The 19,662-nt window shown below is 60.7% G+C and carries 17 protein-coding genes; 13 read left to right on the top strand and 4 right to left on the bottom strand.

Annotated elements, in window-relative coordinates:
- Positions 1 to 21 precede the first annotated feature (21 nt).
- Genes ACI2KA_RS01625 through ACI2KA_RS01615 form a run of 3 tightly spaced genes read right to left on the bottom strand, consistent with a single transcriptional unit; the run spans position 22 to position 2,191 of the window.
- Positions 22 to 1,179, bottom strand: coding sequence for a glutathionylspermidine synthase family protein (locus ACI2KA_RS01625; RefSeq protein ID WP_404498597.1), 1,158 nt, complete (start codon positions 1,177 to 1,179; stop codon positions 22 to 24).
- 1 nt (position 1,180) lies between these two features.
- Positions 1,181 to 1,780, bottom strand: a complete 600-nt coding sequence (locus tag ACI2KA_RS01620; protein WP_404498596.1) for a DUF1190 domain-containing protein — start codon at positions 1,778 to 1,780, stop codon at positions 1,181 to 1,183.
- Between the two features lie 9 nt (positions 1,781 to 1,789).
- Positions 1,790 to 2,191, bottom strand: coding sequence for a DUF350 domain-containing protein (locus tag ACI2KA_RS01615; RefSeq protein WP_404498594.1), 402 nt, complete (start codon positions 2,189 to 2,191; stop codon positions 1,790 to 1,792).
- Between the two features lie 697 nt (positions 2,192 to 2,888).
- Between ACI2KA_RS01615 and mraZ the strand changes: the two genes are divergently transcribed.
- The 13 genes from mraZ to ACI2KA_RS01550 all read left to right on the top strand — a co-directional run bounded on the left by mraZ (position 2,889) and on the right by ACI2KA_RS01550 (position 17,852).
- Positions 2,889 to 3,329, top strand: coding sequence for a division/cell wall cluster transcriptional repressor MraZ (mraZ, locus tag ACI2KA_RS01610; protein ID WP_400813299.1), 441 nt, complete (start codon positions 2,889 to 2,891; stop codon positions 3,327 to 3,329).
- 14 nt (positions 3,330 to 3,343) lie between these two features.
- Positions 3,344 to 4,369 carry a 16S rRNA (cytosine(1402)-N(4))-methyltransferase RsmH gene (gene rsmH, locus ACI2KA_RS01605; protein ID WP_404498592.1) on the top strand — a complete coding sequence of 342 codons (1,026 nt, stop codon included), beginning with the start codon at positions 3,344 to 3,346 and terminating at the stop codon, positions 4,367 to 4,369.
- Position 4,370: 1 nt separating this feature from the next.
- Entirely contained in the window at positions 4,371 to 4,925 is a 555-nt protein-coding gene (locus tag ACI2KA_RS01600) for a hypothetical protein (protein WP_404498590.1), read from the top strand.
- Positions 4,925 to 6,667, top strand: coding sequence for a peptidoglycan D,D-transpeptidase FtsI family protein (locus tag ACI2KA_RS01595; protein ID WP_404498588.1), 1,743 nt, complete (start codon positions 4,925 to 4,927; stop codon positions 6,665 to 6,667). Before ACI2KA_RS01600 ends, ACI2KA_RS01595 begins: the two co-directional genes overlap by 1 nt.
- Before the next feature lie 59 nt (positions 6,668 to 6,726).
- The gene (locus ACI2KA_RS01590; protein WP_404498586.1) at positions 6,727 to 8,196 is read left to right on the top strand and encodes a UDP-N-acetylmuramoyl-L-alanyl-D-glutamate--2,6-diaminopimelate ligase; all 1,470 of its coding nucleotides are present in this window, start codon (positions 6,727 to 6,729) and stop codon (positions 8,194 to 8,196) included.
- Positions 8,193 to 9,626, top strand: a complete 1,434-nt coding sequence (locus ACI2KA_RS01585; protein ID WP_404498584.1) for a UDP-N-acetylmuramoylalanyl-D-glutamyl-2,6-diaminopimelate--D-alanyl-D-alanine ligase — start codon at positions 8,193 to 8,195, stop codon at positions 9,624 to 9,626. Before ACI2KA_RS01590 ends, ACI2KA_RS01585 begins: the two co-directional genes overlap by 4 nt.
- A 23-nt stretch (positions 9,627 to 9,649) precedes the next feature.
- Complete coding sequence (gene mraY / locus ACI2KA_RS01580) at positions 9,650 to 10,750, top strand: phospho-N-acetylmuramoyl-pentapeptide-transferase (protein WP_404498582.1); 1,101 nt, start codon at positions 9,650 to 9,652, stop codon at positions 10,748 to 10,750.
- A gap of 3 nt (positions 10,751 to 10,753) precedes the next feature.
- Positions 10,754 to 12,163, top strand: coding sequence for a UDP-N-acetylmuramoyl-L-alanine--D-glutamate ligase (gene murD, locus ACI2KA_RS01575; protein ID WP_404498580.1), 1,410 nt, complete (start codon positions 10,754 to 10,756; stop codon positions 12,161 to 12,163).
- A gap of 5 nt (positions 12,164 to 12,168) precedes the next feature.
- Positions 12,169 to 13,323, top strand: coding sequence for a putative lipid II flippase FtsW (gene ftsW, locus ACI2KA_RS01570; RefSeq protein WP_404498578.1), 1,155 nt, complete (start codon positions 12,169 to 12,171; stop codon positions 13,321 to 13,323).
- Between the two features lie 6 nt (positions 13,324 to 13,329).
- Complete coding sequence (gene murG, locus ACI2KA_RS01565; protein ID WP_404498576.1) at positions 13,330 to 14,466, top strand: undecaprenyldiphospho-muramoylpentapeptide beta-N-acetylglucosaminyltransferase; 1,137 nt, start codon at positions 13,330 to 13,332, stop codon at positions 14,464 to 14,466.
- A complete protein-coding gene (gene murC / locus ACI2KA_RS01560) occupies positions 14,463 to 15,878 on the top strand; it encodes a UDP-N-acetylmuramate--L-alanine ligase (protein ID WP_404498574.1) in 1,416 nt (471 codons plus the stop codon). The genes murG and murC overlap by 4 nt, the downstream gene beginning before the upstream one ends.
- Positions 15,875 to 16,840 (top strand): UDP-N-acetylmuramate dehydrogenase, encoded by a 966-nt coding sequence (murB, locus tag ACI2KA_RS01555; protein ID WP_404498573.1) that lies wholly within the window; start codon positions 15,875 to 15,877, stop codon positions 16,838 to 16,840. The genes murC and murB overlap by 4 nt, the downstream gene beginning before the upstream one ends.
- Positions 16,841 to 17,042: 202 nt before the next feature.
- Positions 17,043 to 17,852, top strand: a complete 810-nt coding sequence (locus ACI2KA_RS01550) for a GGDEF domain-containing protein (RefSeq protein WP_404498571.1) — start codon at positions 17,043 to 17,045, stop codon at positions 17,850 to 17,852.
- A gap of 84 nt (positions 17,853 to 17,936) precedes the next feature.
- Here ACI2KA_RS01550 and ACI2KA_RS01545 read toward each other — a convergent pair whose 3' ends face one another.
- Positions 17,937 to 19,241 (bottom strand): MFS transporter, encoded by a 1,305-nt coding sequence (locus tag ACI2KA_RS01545; protein WP_404498569.1) that lies wholly within the window; start codon positions 19,239 to 19,241, stop codon positions 17,937 to 17,939.
- Between the last annotated feature and the right edge of the window lie 421 nt (positions 19,242 to 19,662).

Genomic DNA, 19,662 nt, shown 5'->3' with positions numbered 1-19,662 from the left:
CTGCCGATTTTTCAGCGGGGGTCAGCCCTCTATGATATGGGGAACGTAGCGGGAGAGATTTGCGGTAATGGGCGATGGATCCTCGCGAATGCCGAGCCCGCAGGGTCGGTCGGCGACGATCCAGCTTCCGAGCACGGCATATCCGAACTCGCTCCTGAACAATGGCGCATAGGCCTGAAAAACATAGCCCTCTTTGCCATAACTGCCCGGAGCCGATAAAATTTCGCGCCGGTTTCGATAAAGGCTGACATTTTCGCCTTCACGCGACAGAAGCGGTTTCACCACATAATCCCGTAATTCATATATTTCCGGATCGTCGGGAAAGAAACTCGGGAGCAGATTCGGGTGATTTCGATGCCGCTGCCAAAGCATGGGCAGCAGGCCCTTGTTCGACAGCACGGCTTTCCAGGCCGGCTCGATGAAGATGCCGCTCTCCGCAGGCAGATGCGCGGCAAAGGATTCCCGTAACATGAATTCCCAGGGATAAAGCTTGAAGCAGCGTTCGATGACGCGATTCTGGAGGTCGGCATAACGCCCGCTCGCATCGATGCCGATGTCACGAATGTCGAGAAATTGGGCGCGGTGGCCGGCCTGAATGGCGCAGTCCATGAGATAGATCGTCGTGCCGCAATCTTCGGCGCTGTCGCTCACCGCCGCGAAATGGAAAATCCTGTCGCGCGAAAACTGTCCAAAGGCCTCGATCAAGGCTTCCTGAACCGAGTTGAACTGGTCGGTCTGCGCCGGGAGGATTCCGAGGGCGACCTGATCCGTCAGCCAGTTATATTGGAAATATCCCGTCTCGAAGACGGAAGTGGGCGTGTCGGCGTTGTATTCGAGCAGCTTTGCGGGACCCTGTCCGTCATAGGCAAGATCGAAGCGGCCATACAGGTGGCGGTCACCCCGCCGCCAGGAATTGCGGATCACATCGTGATAATCGCGCGGGATGGCAAGACGGGTGAGCGTCTCCTCACTGTTTACGATGTCGGCGACGAGATCCATGCACATATCGTGCAGGATCTGGCTCGGCTCTTCGATGTCGCGCTCGATTTCATCGAGTCCGAAGCAATAGGCCGCATCGTCCACCCAATAAGGCTCGCCGTGCATTTCATGGAAGGAGAAACCCACGGCATTGGCTTTCTCGCGCCAATCCGGACGCGGTGGGACTGTGATGCGACGCATGTCACCCTCCGGAAAAGGAGTGGCCGCCAAATCCGCCGCGGCCCTTGACGTTGGTTTTGGCGTTGAGCGGTTTCATGTCACTCGCCAGCGCGCCGCCTCCTGCAGCGCCTCCGCCCGAGGAGCCGCCGTTTCGTTGGTCGACGCTCACATCCGGTGTGACGAGATCCCCGTTGCGTTTGCGATAGGCCGACATCGCACCCGCGGAACCCGACTTGCTGTTTTGCTGACGGCGGCGGTATTCGCTATAGTCTGCAAAGTGCTCGATGGAGCGAGGCATGACAAATCCGGCCGGTGAAGGTGCGAAGGCGCCCACGCCGGTGGAATTGCCGGGATCGAAGCTTTGTTTCAGTTCAGAACAGTTCCCCGCGCCATATTCCATTTCACATGCGACCATGTTGCGAAATCTCGGCGCGGTGGCGAGGTGATGTTGCCTGGCGTCTTCGGATGCCGCATGGCAAACCTTGGGATAGACCCCTGAGGCAAGGCATTTGTCCACGGAGGTGTAAAGCACCTCTTCCTCCGATGAAAACGCGATAAAAAGGCCTATCGCGGCAATGGTTCCGAGGGCAAGACGCGGATGTTCCGTCACGTCCAGATACATGCCTGTTCCTCAATATGCCATGCAGGCGGCGTTCAACGTGCCGATGACCACGGCGATGCCGCCGCTCCAGAGCCCGGCCGCGACATTACCCTCGGTGATTTTCAGGTGCAGGTCGGTCATGGTGAGCTTGGCGATGTAGAATGCGAGGACTTGCACCAGCAGGCCGATCGCCGCCCATATCACGTAGTCGGGAAGGCTGACGGAGTTGGCCGCCGCCGAAGCCAGCGGAAGGCTGAAGCCGATCAGGGCGCCGAGAAAGGCGACGACCGCCGAAATATTTCCGGCCTTGATGAGTTCAACTTCTTCGTGTGGCGTCAGTCGGGTGTAAATGGCGGAAAAAATCGCGAAACAAACCAGGCCGATACTGAAATAACTTAAAAAGGCGGGTAAGCCCGCCGCGTATATTGTCATCACTATATCTCAATAAAGATCAATTTTCGGAGCATAAATTCAATTGAAAGTTTAAGAAGTCAAGCTCTAATCGGCTGTATTCAATATCAATGTGGTCGGTATCAGCACCTTCGGTGCGTTATTACTTCCTGTTCATGGCCGCAAACGCCGGATGGCGCCAAAAGATTGCTTCCTTGATCGCGGGGGAGAGCAGGAACCGGGGGTACATAGGGCCATTCCCTTCAACAAGACCAGCGAGGGGTTGGACTGTGTCCAAAAGGGTCGCACCAGGGGAAAGTTCGTCCTTGCCGTGAAGTGGCGTCCGGCGGATTGCCTTTTGCAGTCGGAGCGGCGTTGCAAATCATTTCCTTGTTTTCACAAGCAAAACGGCGATCCCGCTGCGCATTTACGCGCCGTGAAAGCGCATCCGCGCACCTGAAGTAAACCATTCGTTAAACTTAACGGCTTATGAATTTCCGATGCGAAGTCGGTATCGTGCCGGCTTCTTCCCATTGACGCCCATAGTGTCCCATGATATCCCAAATGCACACCACACTGGGTCGTGTTTTTGACCCGCAATCGCTGAAACGAGTGAGGAGCCTGCAAGGGGCTGCTACAGGGCATGTCGCCCTGGCGCTTGGCGATGTGTCGTGCGTACCGGTGTTGTCTGCGGGGCGGATGGTTCGTCTGGCGGAATGCGGTTTGGGCGAGTTGAGTAATGGACCGCTTTTTATCGAACGTGACGAACAGGATCGACGCCAAGGGGCGCGTTTCGGTTCCGTCTCCGTTTCGTTCGGTGCTGGCAAGGCGCGGCATCCAGGAGCTTTATTGCCTTCAGGATTTCGCCTTTCCGGCCATCAGTGTCGGCGGTCCGGATCTGCTGGAGCGCTACGAGCGGCAGATTGCATCCATGGATGCCTTCTCGCCCGAGGCGAACGCGATGTCGCTGCTGGTTCACGGCGGCGGTGTCTTCATGAAGCTCGACCAGGAAGGTCGGTTGATGGTGACGGATTTCGTGCGGGAATTCACCGGCATCTCCACCGAGGTCACCTTCGTCGGACGGGCGGATCATTTTCAGCTTTGGCAACCGAATGCGTTTCTGGCGGCGCAGGCGGAAGCAAGAGCGGGGCGCGGTTTTTCGGCTGCACGCCCCGCATAGGACGGGGATACGGAATGGCGGCGAATTCTGGCGGACGATCTTCTGATGCCGATGGCGGACCTCAGCGTCACATCCCGGTCCTGCTTCGCGAAGTCGTTGCCGCGCTTGAGCCTGCATCCGGAAAGACCATTCTCGACGGCACTTTCGGCGCCGGCGGCTACACCCAGGCCATTCTGGATCAGGGCGCCAACGTCATCGCGCTCGACCGCGATCCGACCGCGATAGCCGGTGGTCAGGCAATGGTTGCCGCCAATGGCGGCAGGCTCAATCTTATTCAGTCGCAGTTTTCCGATCTGGCCAGGCACGCGCCCGAAGGCGGTCTGGACGGCGTGGTTCTCGATATCGGCGTTTCCTCCATGCAGATCGACGAGGCCGACCGCGGTTTTTCCTTCCAGAAGAACGGCCCCCTCGACATGCGCATGTCCGCTTCCGGCGTGTCGGCGGCGGATGTCGTCAATCGTGCGAAAGTCGGCGATCTGATCCGCATCTTCGGTTTTCTCGGCGAGGAAAAGCAGCCGGGCCGCATCGCCCGCGCCATCGAGAAGAGAAGGGCGGAAGAGCCTTTCCGCACCACCCGCGATCTGGCCGGTCTCATCGAGATCGTCACGCCGCGTAAAGCCAAGGACAAGATCCATCCCGCGACGCGGGTGTTTCAGGCGCTGCGCGTTTTCGTCAACGATGAGCTGGGTGAGCTGGCGCAGGCGCTTTTTGCCGCCGAGCAGGTTTTGAAGCCCGGCGGCCGGCTGGTCGTCGTCACGTTCCATTCGCTGGAAGACCGTATCGTCAAGAAATTCTTCGCGGATCGGTCCGGCAAGGCCGCCGGTTCCCGGCATCTGCCCATGGTCGAAGACAAGCCCGCCATTTTCGATGCTATCGGCAAGCCTATGATCGCCGCCAGCGACGAAGAGGCGGAACTCAATCCGCGTGCCCGGTCAGCCAAGCTGCGGGCCGGTCTGCGCACGACCGCGCCGGCGCGCGCGGCGGATTTCTCGATCTTCGAGCTTCCCGATCTCGCCAGCCTTGAAAAGATGGGAGGCTGATATGCTGCGCACTTTCGATGTCATCTTGATGGGGGTCATGGTCGCCGCAGCCGTCGTGACCTATTCGATCAAGCACAAGACCGATCTCAAGCTCGAAGAGGTCCGCAAGATCGAGGCCGAGATCAAGCTTGAAAAGGACACGATCGATCTCTTGAGGGCGGACTGGGCGCTGCTGACGCAGCCGAACCGTCTGCACCGCCTCGTTAACGCCTATCAGGACGAGCTTGGTCTTTCCCCGACGCTGCCCACACAGCTGGCGCAGCCGCGCGAACTTCCCATGCTGCGCTCGCAATTGCCGCAGCCGCCGGAGCCGGAAGGCATGAGCGTCGAAGATGTGATCGCCGCTGCCGTCAACGGTTCCAAGCCGGGCGCGACGCTTGGCGCTGCGGCCAAAAAGAAGTCGCCGCCGGCGGGCCAGATCGCTGCCAATGGCGCCCCGGTTCCAACGCCCCGGGCGCGTGTTTCCCGTCCAACAGCGGCTCCGGCCGTCTCCGCCGTCGCGGGCGATGAAGCCGACGACATGGATGACACGATAACAGGATCGGTGAACCGCTGATGTCTTTTCTCTCCCGCGTCATGGTTTTGAAGAGCAAGGCTCATTTTTCCGCCAGCACAACCGGCGTCTATACCGATCATGCGGCTTTCGAAGGCGCCCGCAAGAGGCGCGCCGCCCAGGCGAAAAGCCGTGTCGGCCTCATCATCTTCGGTTTCGTGGCCTTTTATGCCGTCGTGGGCGGGCGTCTTGTGCAATATGGCATGGCGGAACAGGAAACCGTTTCGAGCATTGCGCCCGCAGACCGGCTGATGGCGTCGCGCCCCGATCTTCTTGACCGCAACGGCGAGGTTCTGGCCACCGATATCCGCACCGTCTCGCTGTTTGCCGAGCCGCATCGCATCGTCGACATCGATGAGGCGATCGAGAAGCTGCGTACCGTGCTGCCCGACCTCGACCAGCGTGGCACCTATCAGAAGCTTACATCCAATTCGCGCTTCCAGTGGCTGCGCCGTCAATTGACGCCGAAGCAGCAGAGCCAGATTCTGGCGCTCGGTATTCCCGGCATCGGTTTCCGTCCGGAAAAACGCCGATTCTACCCGGGCGGTCCGACGGCGGCCCACGTGGTCGGCCACGTCAATATCGACAATCGCGGCGTGGCCGGCATGGAACGTTACGTCGACAGCCAGGGGCTGGCCGATCTGACCGCGCTCGGCATGACCAGCGACCAGCCGCTGGAACCGGTGAAGCTGTCGATCGATCTGCGCGTGCAGTCCATCGTGCGTGAGGTCGTGACATCGGCGATCGCCAAGTTCCAGGCAATCGGCGCCGGTGCCGTGGTGCTGGATGTACATACGGGCGAAGTCCTCGCCATGGCCTCGGTGCCGGATTACGATCCGAACAACCCGGCCGAAGGGGCGAAAGAAGGCTGGCTCAACCGCATGTCGAACGGCACGTTCGAAATGGGGTCCACCTTCAAGTCCTTCACGATTGCCATGGGTCTTGATTCGGGCCGCGTCCGCCTCGGCGACATGTTCGATGCGCGTTACCCGATCCGCATCGGCGGCTTCACCATCAAGGATTTCCACGGCAAGGGGCGCATGCTCTCGGTGCCGGAAATCTTCCAGTATTCGTCGAATATCGGCACGGCCAAGATCGCCGATACCGTCGGCACCGAAGGCCATAAGGAATTCCTGACGCGGCTAGGCCTTTTGACCCGCATGCAGACGGAACTGCCTGAAGTGGCGCTGCCGTCGCAGCCGCGCGAGTGGAAGAAGATCAACTCGATTACCATTTCCTTCGGCCACGGCGTTTCCACGACCCCGCTGCAGACGGCGGTTGCCGGTGCCGCACTGGTCAATGGTGGCAAGCTGATCGAGCCGACCTTCCTGCCGCGCACCCGCGAACAGGCGGACCTGGTGGCGAAGCAGGTTCTGAAACCGGGCGCCAGCAAGGACATGCGTTTCCTGTTCGAGTGGAACGGCGTCAATGGTTCGGGCCGCAATGCGCGCGTCGACGGTTTCAATGTCGGCGGCAAGACCGGCACGGCCGACAAGGTCGTCAATGGACGTTACGTGCACGACAAGAACTTCAACGCCTTCCTGTCGGCCTTTCCGATGGACGATCCGCAATATGTGGTGCTGTCCTTCATCGACGAGCCGAAGACCGACAAGGGCAACGGCGCGGCGCTTGCCGGCACGTCGGCCGCACCCATGGTGCACGATATCATCACCCGCACGGCGGCGGTGCTGGGCGTGAAGCCGAAGTTCGGCAAGGATGGCTCGGCCTTGCTCGTGTCTTATTGATTGTTAGAGCTTATGATGTTCCGGCGATTCGCGCCGGGGGGACAAGACGGACACAGTCGATGAATTTGCGAGATATATCCGGAAATGCGTTTCCGGAATTGAATGAATTGCTCCTGTCTGGGATAGGGGCGGTCGAAATCGGGGGGATAACCGCAGACAGCCGCAAGGCTCAGCCCGGCAGCCTGTTCGTGGCGGTTGCGGGCACGAAGGCGGATGGCGCGGCCTATGTGAAGGACGCGGTTGCCAAGGGTGCGGTTGCCGTCGTTTCCGGGCATGCGGTGGAAGCCGACGTGCCGGTGCTGGTCGTCTCCGACCCGCGGCTTTATCTCTCTCGCGCCGCCGCCCGTTTTTATGGAAAACAGCCCGACACCATGGTCGCCGTCACCGGAACGGCGGGAAAAACCTCCGTCGCCTCCTTCGTGCGGCAGATATGGGCTTTCGCAGGCCATGCCGCCGCGCAGATCGGTACGACGGGCGTCATCGCTCCCGGCCGCGAGGATTATGGCGCGCTGACGACGCCTGACCCGGTGACGCTGCATGCGCTTCTGGCCGAGCTTGCTGCCGAGGGCGTGACCCATGCGGCGATGGAGGCGTCCAGCCACGGCCTCGACCAGCGCCGTCTCGACGGTGTCAGGCTTTCAGCCGCCGGCTTCACCAATCTCGGCCGTGACCACATGGACTATCATCCGACCGTCGAGGACTATATGACCGCGAAGATGCGGCTCTTCGATACGCTGATGGAAAAAGGCGCTCCCGCCGTGATCTTTGCCGACGATCCATGGTCGGACAAGGCGATCCGCGCGGCGCGCGAAGCAGGTCTCGATGTGCGCACCGTCGGCCGCAACGGTCAATATCTGACTTTGAAGCGTGTCGAGCATTTCCGCCACAGGCAGATGATCGAAGTACATCATGACGGCGTGATCTATGAAGTCGACATCCCGCTGGCGGGGGATTTCCAGGTTGCGAATGCGCTTGTTGCCGCCGGTCTTGCCATATCCACCGGTGTTGCCGCCGCGACGGCGCTCAAGGCGCTCGAAAAGCTGATCGGCGCGGCCGGCCGTCTGGAACTGGTGGGCCAGACGAAGAACGGCGCGCTTGCCTATGTGGATTATGCCCACAAGCCGGATGCGCTGGAAAATGTGCTGATCTCTGTCAGGCCCTTCACCTCCGGCCGCATCATCACCCTCTTCGGTTGCGGCGGCGACCGCGACAAGGGCAAGCGCCCGATCATGGGCGAAGTGGCGACGCGTCTTTCCGACATCGTCATCGTTACCGACGACAATCCCCGCTCTGAGGATGCCGCAACGATCCGTTCCGAAGTCATGGCAGCGGCGCCTGGCGCACTGGAAATCGCCGACAGGGCAGAGGCGATCCGCCACGCGGTATCGCTGCTTTCGAATGGCGATACGCTGATCGTCGCGGGCAAGGGGCATGAAGAAGGGCAGATCGTAGGTTCCGTGACACTGCCGTTTTCCGATCATGAACAGGTGCGCTCTGCACTGGCAGGGCTGGAAGGATCGAAGATTTGAGCTGGTTATGGACAGTCGCCGACATGATCGCCATCACGGCAGGACGCCCGGTGGGCAACCTGCCGACCGGAATCACCGGCATTTCCATCGACAGCCGGACGGTCAAGCCCGGCGAAGCCTTCTTCGCCATCAAGGGCGACCGGGTGGACGGTCATGATTATACCAGCTTTGCCGTTGCCAATGGCGCCGGTCTTCTGGTTGTCGCCGAAGGCAAGCTGCCGGCGCTCGGCCGGTTGACCGTGCCGATGATCGTCGTGGAAGACGTGCTCGCCGCACTGGGCAAGCTTGCCGTCGCGGCGCGGGAAAGAACGTCGGCGCGCATCATCGCCGTGACCGGTTCGGTCGGCAAGACGACGACCAAGGAAATGCTGCGGCAGGCGCTTGCGCCCTCCGGCCGGGTGCATGCGGCAGTCGCCTCCTTCAACAACCATTGGGGCGTGCCGCTGACGCTCGCGCGCATGCCGGCCGACACCGAATTCGGCGTTTTCGAAATCGGCATGAACCATTCCGGCGAAATCCGGCCGCTGGTGAAGATGGTCCGACCGCATGTGGCGATCATCACCACCATCGCGCCGGCACATCTCGGCAATTTCAAGGACATAGAAGAGATCGCCGCCGCCAAGGCGGAGATATTCGAAGGTCTGGAGGAGGGCGGTTCCGTCATTCTCAACCGCGACAATGCCCAGTTCGAGCAGCTTGAAGAGGCAGCGCAGGAACAGGGCATCGAGCATGTTCTGACGTTTGGGCAGCACGCCAAAGCCGATTTCCGCCTTGCCGACTTCGAAAGCACGGTGACGGGTTCGACCATCTGGGCGATCCTGAACGGTGAAACCAGCGAAGTGCATCTCAATATTCCCGGCCGGCACATTGCCGATAACGCCATGGCGGTTCTGGGCGCCGTGGCCGTCACCGGCGCCAATCTCGATCGCGCTTTCGAGGCGCTGGGATCGCTCGAGGCGGTGAAGGGACGGGGCCAGCGCCATCGCCTGACGATAGACGGCGCGTCCTTTCTGCTGATCGATGAAAGCTACAACGCCAATCCGGCTTCCATGCGGGCGGCGATTGCCGTGCTGGCGGAAACCGAAACGCAGGGCCATGGCCGGCGCGTTGCCGTTCTTGGCGACATGCTGGAGATGGGTGAGTTTTCCGCGCAGCTGCATGAGGAACTGGCCGGGCCGCTGCTCGCCGCCGGTATCGAACATGTGTGGCTGGCGGGCGAGGCGATGGCCGCTCTTCGCGATGCGCTGCCGGACAGCGTCACCGTCATCTGGTTCCCGACGACGGCGGAACTTGCCGATTTCGCCCTGCAATGGGTGCAACCGGGAGACGCGTTGATGGTAAAATCGTCACTTGGGCTTGGTTTCGGCAAGATTGTCGCCGCCCTGCTTGACAAGTATCCGGCATTCCCCGAGACGGAACGCCAAGTCTGAAATAGCCTTTTGAAAGGGCAATTATGCTGATCTGGCTCGTCGAACTGTCGGATAAAATTCAACTCTTCAACCTCTTCCGGTACATTACCTTCCGGGCGGGCGCGGCGATGTTCACCTCTGCGTTGATCGTCTTCCTGTTCGGACCGGCGATCATCAACTCGCTGCGCGTGCGTCAGGGCAAAGGCCAGCCGATCCGCGCCGACGGGCCGCAGACGCATTTCAAGAAGGCCGGCACGCCGACCATGGGTGGGCTGATGATCCTTGCGGGCATTCTCGGCGGTTCGCTGCTCTGGGGCGACCTGTCGAATGTCTATGTCGTCGCCGTTCTGATGGTGACGCTCGGTTTCGGCGCCATCGGTTTCTACGACGATTATCTGAAAGTCACGAAACAGAGCGACAAGGGTTTTTCCGGCAAGGCCCGTCTCGGCATCGAATTCCTGATCGCGGCGATTGCCGTGTTCTTCATGATGAAGATGGCGCTTGCCTCGGCACCGCATGGCGGCACGCTCGGCAGCTCCATCGCCTTTCCGTTCTTCAAGGAATTCGTGATCAATCTCGGTTATTTCTTCGTGCTTTTCGGCGCTTTTGTCATCGTCGGCGCGGGCAATGCGGTGAACCTGACGGATGGTCTCGACGGTCTTGCCATCGTGCCCGTCATGATCGCCGCCGCCACCTTCGGTGTGATCGCCTATCTTGCCGGCAACGCGGTTTTCGCCAATTACCTGCAGATCAATTTCGTACCCGGCACGGGTGAACTCGCCGTCATCGTCGGCGCGGTCATCGGTGCGGGTCTCGGCTTCCTGTGGTTCAACGCGCCGCCCGCCGCCATCTTCATGGGCGATACGGGGTCGCTGGCGCTTGGCGGCCTGATCGGCTCCATCGCCGTCGCCACCAAACACGAGATCGTCATGGTCATCGTCGGCGGTCTGTTCGTGATGGAAACCCTGTCGGTCATCATCCAGGTCTTCTGGTTCAAGCGTACCGGCAGGCGCGTCTTCCTGATGGCGCCGATCCACCACCATTTCGAGAAAAAAGGCTGGACGGAAAGCCAGGTGGTGATCCGCTTCTGGATCATCTCCGTGGGTCTCGCCCTGCTCGGCCTCGCCACCCTGAAGCTGAGGTGAGCGATGATCCCGGTCACGTCGTTCAAAGGTAAGAAAGTCGCTCTCTTCGGGCTCGGCGGTTCCGGGCTTGTGACGGCCCGGGCGCTGGTTGCCGGTGGCGCGGATGTCGTTGCCTTCGACGACAATCCCGACAGCGTCGCCAAGGCCGAAGGCGAGGGCATTACGACGGCGGATCTTCGGACGATAGACTGGCGCTCCCTGTCATCTTTCGTGCTGGCACCCGGCGTGCCCCTGACGCATCCGAAGCCGCACTGGTCGGTGGACCTTGCGAAGGCGGCGGGCGTCGAAGTGATCGGCGATATCGAGCTTTTCATCCGTGAGCGCCGGGCGCATGCGCCGGATTGCCCCTTCATCGCGATTACCGGCACCAACGGCAAGTCGACGACGACGGCGCTGATCGCGCACATTCTCAACGCTTCGGGCCGCGATACGCAGCTCGGCGGCAATATCGGCACGGCGGTGCTGAGCCTCGATCCGCCGAAGGCGCAACGTTTCTACGTGGTGGAATGCTCGTCCTACCAGATCGATCTGGCTCCGACCATCAATCCGACCGCCGGCATCCTGCTTAATCTGACGCCCGATCATCTCGACCGGCACGGAACGATGCAGCATTATGCCGACGTCAAGGAACGGCTGGTGGCGGGTAGCCAGACGGGCATCGTCGGCGTGGATGACAGCCATTCGACGCTGATCGCCGACCGTATCGAACGCGCCGGCGTCAAGGTCGAGCGCATCTCCAAGCGCAATGTCGTTTCCGAAGGTCTTTATGCCGAGGGCAGCCGGATTCTCAGGGCACACGGCGGTACTTCTTCGCTGCTGGTCGATCTCGACGGCATCCAGACCCTGCGCGGCAGCCACAATGCACAGAACGCGGCTGCGGCAATCGCTGCCTGCCTTGCGGTCGGCGTTTCCGAAGATGAAGTTCGTGCCGGTCTCAAATCGTTCCCCGGTCTCAAGCATCGCATGCAGCCGGTGGGCCGGCGCGGCAATGTCACCTTCGTCAATGACAGCAAGGCCACCAATGCCGATGCGGCCGCCCCGGCACTTTCGAGTTTCGACCGCATCTACTGGATCGCAGGCGGCCTGCCCAAGGCCGGCGGCATCACCAGCCTTTCGCCGCTGTTTCCGCGCATCGCCAAGGCCTATCTGATCGGTGAGGCGGCCGCCGAATTCGCCGCGACGCTTGGCGAGGCTGTGCCTTATGAAATATCCGGCACGCTGGACAAGGCCGTCCAGCATGCGGCGGCGGATGCGGAAAAAGATGCGACGGCCGGCAATATCGTGATGTTGTCCCCGGCTTGCGCAAGCTTCGATCAATATAAGAACTTTGAAGTCAGAGGTGATTCGTTCGTCGCGCAGGTCGCGGCGCTCGATGGCATGACGATGCTCGTTCACTCTGGAAAAGGGGGCTGAAGGCCATGGTAAGCCGAGTTGATCGCGGTCCGGTCGCGGAGTGGTTCTGGACCATCGACCGTTTCTTTCTGGCGGCGTTCGTCGCCCTGATGGGTATCGGCCTGATGCTGTCCTTTGCGGCGTCGCCTGCGGTTGCCGAGCGTATCGGTCTCAACAGCTTCTTTTTCGTCGAGCGTCAGGCGATGTTCATGGTGCCGTCGCTGGCGATCATGGTCGGCCTGTCCTTCCTGTCGCCCCGCCAGGTACGCCGCGTCGCGGTCATCATGCTCATCGCTTCGCTGCTGATGATGATCTTCGCGCTGTTCTTCGGCATCGAGGTCAAGGGCGCGCGGCGCTGGATTTCCATCGGCACCTTCTCGATCCAGCCGTCGGAATTCATGAAGCCGGCCTTCGTCATCGTCTGCGCCTGGCTTTTCGCCGAACGGGCGCGCCATCCTGAAATTCCGGGCAATCTCTTTGCCATCATCACCTTCGGCATCGTGGCGGCGCTGCTGATCGCCCAACCGGACTTCGGTCAGACGATCCTGACTTCCGTTGTCTGGGGCGGCATGTTCTTCATGGCCGGCGTTCCGTGGTTCTGGATCATCATGCTCGGCGGGCTTGGTGTCGGCGGCATAGTTTCCGCCTATCTCATGCTGCCGCACGTGGCCGGCCGTATCGACCGGTTCTGGACGGGTGAGGGCGATACGTTCCAGGTGGATACGGCGCGCGAGGCGATCATTCGTGGCGACTGGTTCGGGCGCGGACCGGGCGAAGGCATCGTCAAGCGCATCATTCCCGACAGCCATACCGACTTCATCTTCTCGGTGGCGGCGGAGGAATTCGGCATCGTCTTCTGCATGTTCCTAGTGGCGATCTTCGCCTTCATCGTGCTGCGCGGCCTGTCGCACGCCTTCAAGGAAAAGGACGATTTCTGCCGTTTCGCCGTGGCCGGCCTTGTGCTGCAGATCGGCATGCAGTCGATGATCAATATCGGTGTCAATCTGGAGCTGATGCCGGCCAAGGGCATGACGCTGCCGCTGATTTCCTATGGCGGTTCGTCGATGATGGCGATCTGCGTGACCGCCGGCTTCCTTCTGGCGCTGACACGCCACAGACCTGAAAAGCGGGCGCAGGAGCGCAGCTTCTTCCGCGTCGGTTCCGGCGTTCCTGCGGAGTAAATGTTGATGAGCAAGGGTATTGTTCTGCTTGCCGCCGGGGGAACCGGCGGCCATGTGTTTCCGGCGGAGGCGCTCGCACACACGCTGAAGGCGCGCGGTTATCAGGTGCATCTCGTCACCGACAGCCGCGCCGAGCGTTATGCCGGCAAATTTCCGGCCGATGAAATCCATGTCGTGCCATCCGCCACCATCGGCTCGAAGAACCCGATTTCCGTCGTGCGTTCGCTGTGGAAGCTGTGGGTGGGTCTTCGCGCGGCGCGCCGCCTGGTGACGAAACTGAAGCCGGTCGCGGTCGTCGGTTTCGGCGGTTATCCCACCGTGCCGCCGCTTCTGGCATCCACGGGTCTTGGTGTGCCCTCGATCATCCACGAGCAGAATGCGGTGATGGGCCGCGCCAACAAGGCGCTGGCCGGCCGGGTGAAGGCGATTGCCGGCGGTTTCCTGCCGCCTGCCAACGGCCAATATTCCGACAAGACGGTTGCAACCGGCAATCCGGTGCGCCCGGCGGTGCTGGCGGCCTCGGACATCCCCTATACCCCGTCGCAGACGGGCGAGCCCTTCCAGCTCGTTGTTTTCGGGGGCAGCCAGGGGGCGCAGTTCTTTTCGAGCGCCGTGCCGGCGGCGATCTGCCTGCTGAAGGACGAGCAGCGCAAGCGTATCGTCGTCACCCAGCAGGCGCGTCCCGAAGACAAGGATAATGTGATAACGTCCTACCAGAAGCTTGGCGTAAAGGCGGATGTTTCGCCCTTCTTCGGCGACATGGCCTCACGCATCGGCGAGGCCGATCTGGTCATCAGCCGTTCGGGCGCCTCGACCGTATCGGAGCTTTCGGTGATCGGCCGGCCGTCGATCCTCGTGCCCTATCCGCATGCGCTCGATCACGACCAGGCTGCCAATGCGGCGGCGCTTTCGGCGGCGGGCGGGGCAAGCGTCATCAAGCAGGCGGAGCTCTCGCCGCAGAAATTGTCAGGCCTGCTGTCGGCGGCGCTCGCGGAGCCGGATCGGCTTTCCGCCACCGCGGCAGCGGCCAAGGCGACCGGCAAGCCGCATGCGGCGGATGTGCTGGCCGATCTGGTGGAGGCGGTCGCTTCTGGCCGGTCCGTAGAGGAATTCAAGAAGAAGAATGAAGGAGTTGGGGCATGAAGATGCCGAAAGCCATAGGCCTTGTCCATTTCATCGGCATAGGCGGGATCGGCATGAGCGGCATTGCCGAAGTGCTTCATAATCTCGGCCACCGCGTGCAGGGGTCGGATCAGGCCGACAGCGCCAATGTGCAGCGTCTGCGCGACAAGGGCATCGAGGTCTTTGTCGGCCACACGGCGGATAATATCGGCGATGCCGAGGTCGTGGTCGTTTCCACCGCCATCAAGAAGAACAATCCGGAATTCATCGCCGCGCGGGAAAAGCACCTGCCGATCGTTCGCCGCGCCGAAATGCTGGCCGAGCTGATGCGTTTCCGCAATGCCATCGCCATCGGCGGCACCCATGGCAAGACCACCACGACCTCCATGGTCGCGACCCTGCTCGAAGCCGGCAATCTCGACCCGACCGTCATCAATGGCGGCATCATCAACGCCTATGGCACCAATGCCCGCATGGGCGAGGGCGAGTGGATGGTGGTGGAGGCGGACGAATCCGACGGCACCTTCCTGAAACTGCCGGCCGATGTGGCCGTCGTCACCAATATCGATCCGGAGCATCTGGATCATTACGGCAATTTCGATGCCGTGCGCGCCGCATTTCGCCAGTTTGTCGAGAACGTGCCGTTCTACGGCTTCGGCGTCATGTGCCTCGACCACCCGGAAGTGCAGGCGCTCGTGGGCCGTATCGAAGACCGCAAGGTCATCACCTATGGTGAAAACCCGCAGGCGGACGTGCGGTTTTCGAATGTGCGCATCGACGGCACGCGTTCGATCTTTGATGTGGAAATCCGCCGCCGCCGCACGGGCAAGATATTCTCCTTCAAGGATCTCGTGCTGCCGATGCCCGGCCGCCACAATGTTTCCAATGCGACAGCCGCGATCGCCGTCGCCAATCGTCTCGGCATTTCAGAAGCCGACATCAAGAAAGGTCTTGCCTCCTTCGGCGGCGTCAAGCGGCGTTTCACGCTGACGGGCGAAGCCAACGGCGTGCAGGTCTTTGACGATTACGGCCACCATCCGGTCGAGATCAAGGCCGTGTTGCGGGCGGCGCGGGAAGCCTGCAAGGGCCGCATCATCGCCGTGCACCAGCCGCACCGCTACAGCCGCCTTTCCAGCCTGTTTGACGATTTTGCCCATTGTTTTAACGATGCCGACACGATTATCCTTGCCCCGGTCTATGCCGCGGGCGAAGATCCGATCGAAGGCGCAACTTCCGAAGCGCTGGTTTCGGCCATCAAGGCCGCCGGCCATCGCGACGCCCGTTTCCTCGAAAAGCGGGAGGACCTTGCGTCACAGGTCGCAGCCATTGCGAATCCGGGTGATTTCGTGGTTCTCTTGGGGGCTGGAAATATCACGCAATGGGCAGCAGCGCTGCCTTCGGAATTGAAGAGCATATCAGGAAAGTCTGAATGAGACAGGTCGATGGGGTTAAATTGCTGGGGAGGCTCGGCGACGGGGTAAAGGAATTGCGGGGACGTCTGACACCGGATGCGCCCATGGACCGCGTGACGTGGTTCAGAGCCGGCGGTCTTGCGGAGGTGATGTTCCAGCCGCATGATGCCGACGATCTGATCGCCTTCCTGAAAATTCTGCCGGAAGACGTGCCGCTGACCGTGGTCGGTGTCGGCTCCAATCTTCTGGTGCGCGACGGCGGTATTCCGGGCGTTGTCGTTCGTCTGTCCGCCAAGGGTTTCGGCCAGGTGGAGCTTGCCGGCGACAACCGCATCAAGGCCGGCGCGATCTGCCCGGACAAACATATTGCGGCCATGGCCATGGATAACGGCATTGGCGGCTTCCATTTCTATTACGGCATTCCAGGCTCCATTGGCGGGGCGCTGCGCATGAATGCGGGCGCAAACGGCGGCGAGACGCGCGATCGCGTGGTGGAAGTCTATGCGGTCGACCGTCAGGGCAACCAGCATGTGCTATCCAATGCGGATATGGGCTACAGCTACCGCCATTCCGGCGCCGATGCGGGCCTGATCTTCACCGGCGCGCTGTTTGAGGGTTATCCGGAAGACAAGGCGAAGATTCGCGCCGATATGGACGCCGTGCGCCATCATCGCGAGACTGTTCAGCCGATCCGCGAGCAGACCGGCGGTTCGACCTTCAAGAATCCCGAAGGTCATTCGGCCTGGGAGTTGATCGACGAGGCGGGGGGCCGCGGTCTGGTCATCGGCGGCGCGCAGATGTCATCGCTGCATTGCAATTTCATGATCAATACCGGCCATGCGACCGGGTACGATCTGGAATATCTGGGCGAGACCATCCGCAAGCGCGTGTTCGAGAAATCGGGCATCCGGCTGGAATGGGAAATCAAGCGCCTTGGCCTGTTCATGCCCGGTCGGGAAGTCGAACCCTTCCTCGGAGCGTGAGCCGGTTGCTCAACTGTAATTTGCGATAAGCAGCTATTGATACGAGCGGTGGCGTTCGTCGTAACGGTCGATCAATAATTTTGCCCATACTATTGAAGAAATGCGTGAGGGGGCGAGGTCAAAAGGCTTCGTCCCCCTCAATATTCAAGTCAATTTTATTAGAAAATACTGACGACATTACGTGATTTAGGCGCTTTTGATCATGATATTGGGTCTTTGGAAAAAGCCGATCGAAATGATAAGTTTCTCGGTCGCGACAGCGGAAGGCCGCCGGCGGCTGGAACCGCTGGAATTCTCCATTCGCATTGCCTGCCTGGTGACGGCGATTGTCGTCGTGATGTGCACGGGCGGCCTGATGTTTCTGGCGCAGTTCGGGATGGTCACGGATCTCGCCAACGGCATCATGTTGAGCGTGACGCTCGGCGGCGCCGTGGCGTTTACGGTGACATTGCTGATTTGTTGGCTGAATGCCAGGGAAGTGCAGATTCTCGTCCAATCCCATGAGCGGTTTCTGCATTTGAGCCATACGGACGCCCTGACCGGCCTCAGCAACCGGCTCGGGCTATATGCGGAATGCGCCAATCTCGGCAGCGAATATTGTGTTGCGTTCCTCGATATCGATCACTTCAAGTCGGTGAACGACAGATATAGCCATCTCGTCGGCGACCTTGTCATTGCAAGCGTCGCGGCCAGGATTAGGGATCATTTTGATCCGCCGGCGCATGTCGCGCGCCTGGGCGGCGAGGAATTCGTGGTCGTGCAAGAGACCAGCCGGCTCGTCTTTCTGCAGATGTGTGAGAAGGTCCGTGCGGCGATCGAGGCCACACCGGTGGAGCATCAGGGCCTGCGGATTACCGTGACGATTTCGATCGGGGTGGCCTTCCGCGGCGATGCCGAAATTTTCGACAAGGTCATGCACAATGCCGATCTGGCGCTCTACCGGGCAAAGGGGGGAGGGCGCAATCGCGTCTGCATGACGGGGCATGTCGAGCGGCGGCAGGCCGTGGCGTAAGCGCATGAGCAGGAGCAGGAGAAGATAAAGAAAAGCCCGCGAAACCTCAGTTTCGCGGGCTTTTCATGTCAATTTTGTCGTGGCTCAGACTTCGTCCTTGCGGGACAGAAGAATGCAGGCGAGCGTGATGAGGGCGGATATGCAGAGATAATAGCCGACATAACCCATGCCGTAATTCACCTGCAGCCATGTGGCGATGTAGGGCGCCAGCGATGCGCCGAAGATGCCGGCCATGTTGAAGGTAATCGACGAGCCGGTGTAGCGCACCCGGGTCGGGAAGGGCGCGGCGAGCGCCGTGCCGATCAGGCCGTAGGTCATGCCCATCAGCATCATGGCCAGAGCCGCGAAGACGAAGATCGAGCCTTCGCCGCCGCTCATCAGGCCGGGCAGCAGGAAGGAGAACAGGCCGATCAGCACGGTCGTCAGGATCAGGATTTCACGACGGCCGAATTTCTCGGCGAGCTTGCCGGCGACCGGGATGAAGATGCCGAAGACGACGGAGCCGAGGATCTGTACTTCCAGCGCGTCGAGGAACGGGATTTTCAGGACCTTGACGTTGTAGGACAGCAGATAGGCGGTGCCGATGTAGAACAGCACGAAGGTGGCGAGTGCCACGAAGGTGCCGAGCACGAGGCTGCGCTTGTGGTTGCGGAACAGTTCCGCGACCGGCACGGCCACACGTTCTTCCTTTTCGATCGCTTTCTGGAAGTCCGGCGTTTCGGTGATCGACAGGCGAACCCACATGCCGACTGCGATCAGGATGATCGAGGCGACGAAGGGAATACGCCAGCCCCAGCTGAGCAGCGCTTCCTGCGACATGAAGTGCAGGAGAATCCAGAAGACACCGGAGGAAAGGAACAGGCCGACAGGCGCGCCGAGCTGCGGGAACATGCCGTACCAGCTGCGCTTGCCTGGAGGCGCGTTTTCCGTCGCGAGCAGCACGGCGCCGCCCCATTCTCCGCCAAGGCCGAAGCCCTGACCGAAGCGGCAAAGCGCCAGCAGCAGCGGCGCCAGAACGCCAGCCGTCTCGTAGGACGGCAGCAGGCCGATGATGACGGTCGAGACACCCATGGTCAGCAGTGCCGCAACGAGGGTCGTCTTGCGGCCGACGCGGTCGCCATAATGACCGAAGACCACGGCGCCCAGCGGACGGGCGAAGAAGGCGATGGAGAAGGTGGCGAAGGACGCCAGAAGCGCCGTCATCGGGTCATTGTTCGGGAAGAACAAAGTGGGGAACACGAGCACTGCGGCCGTGGCGTAAACGTAAAAATCGAAAAACTCGATGGTCGTGCCGACCAGGCTGGCAGTGAGAACTCGTGCAGGCGAATTTGTCTTTACAACGTTCGAATTGCCAGCTGTCGGCGATACCGGAGATACCGCGTCAGTCATGGTTTGGTTCCATTTTGGAGGATTGCAATGTCATGCCTTGGGAGGCGATGTCTGCGTTAACGCAATTTTTGTTCTTATGGAATGCTAAAAAAGAAAGAATGCAAATAATGTGATTGATCAATGCAACAGGCTGGGCCGTAAAGTCTGGCTGCGCTCGGGCGATTGAGAGACTGATTCAGGCCATGGATTTAAAACGCTGAAACGCCAGATTATTTTCCCTGGGGAATAATCCCCTCTGTTAACGTTTCGACCTTGCCTTCCCCACGAAGCCCCAGCCTCGACGGCGCGATTTTATTTCCGATCATTGAAAACCTGCATGTTGCAATCCGCGCAACTCTCTGATTCCAAGGAGGGAATCCGGATCGATGCTGATTCTTTAACGAAACTCGGCATGTTGGGCGCGGCGGTTAACGAAAGTAAA

This window comes from Agrobacterium sp. NPDC089420, assembly GCF_044900305.1.
GTDB lineage: Bacteria > Pseudomonadota > Alphaproteobacteria > Rhizobiales > Rhizobiaceae > Agrobacterium.
This window is presented reverse-complemented; position numbering and strand designations above follow the sequence as displayed.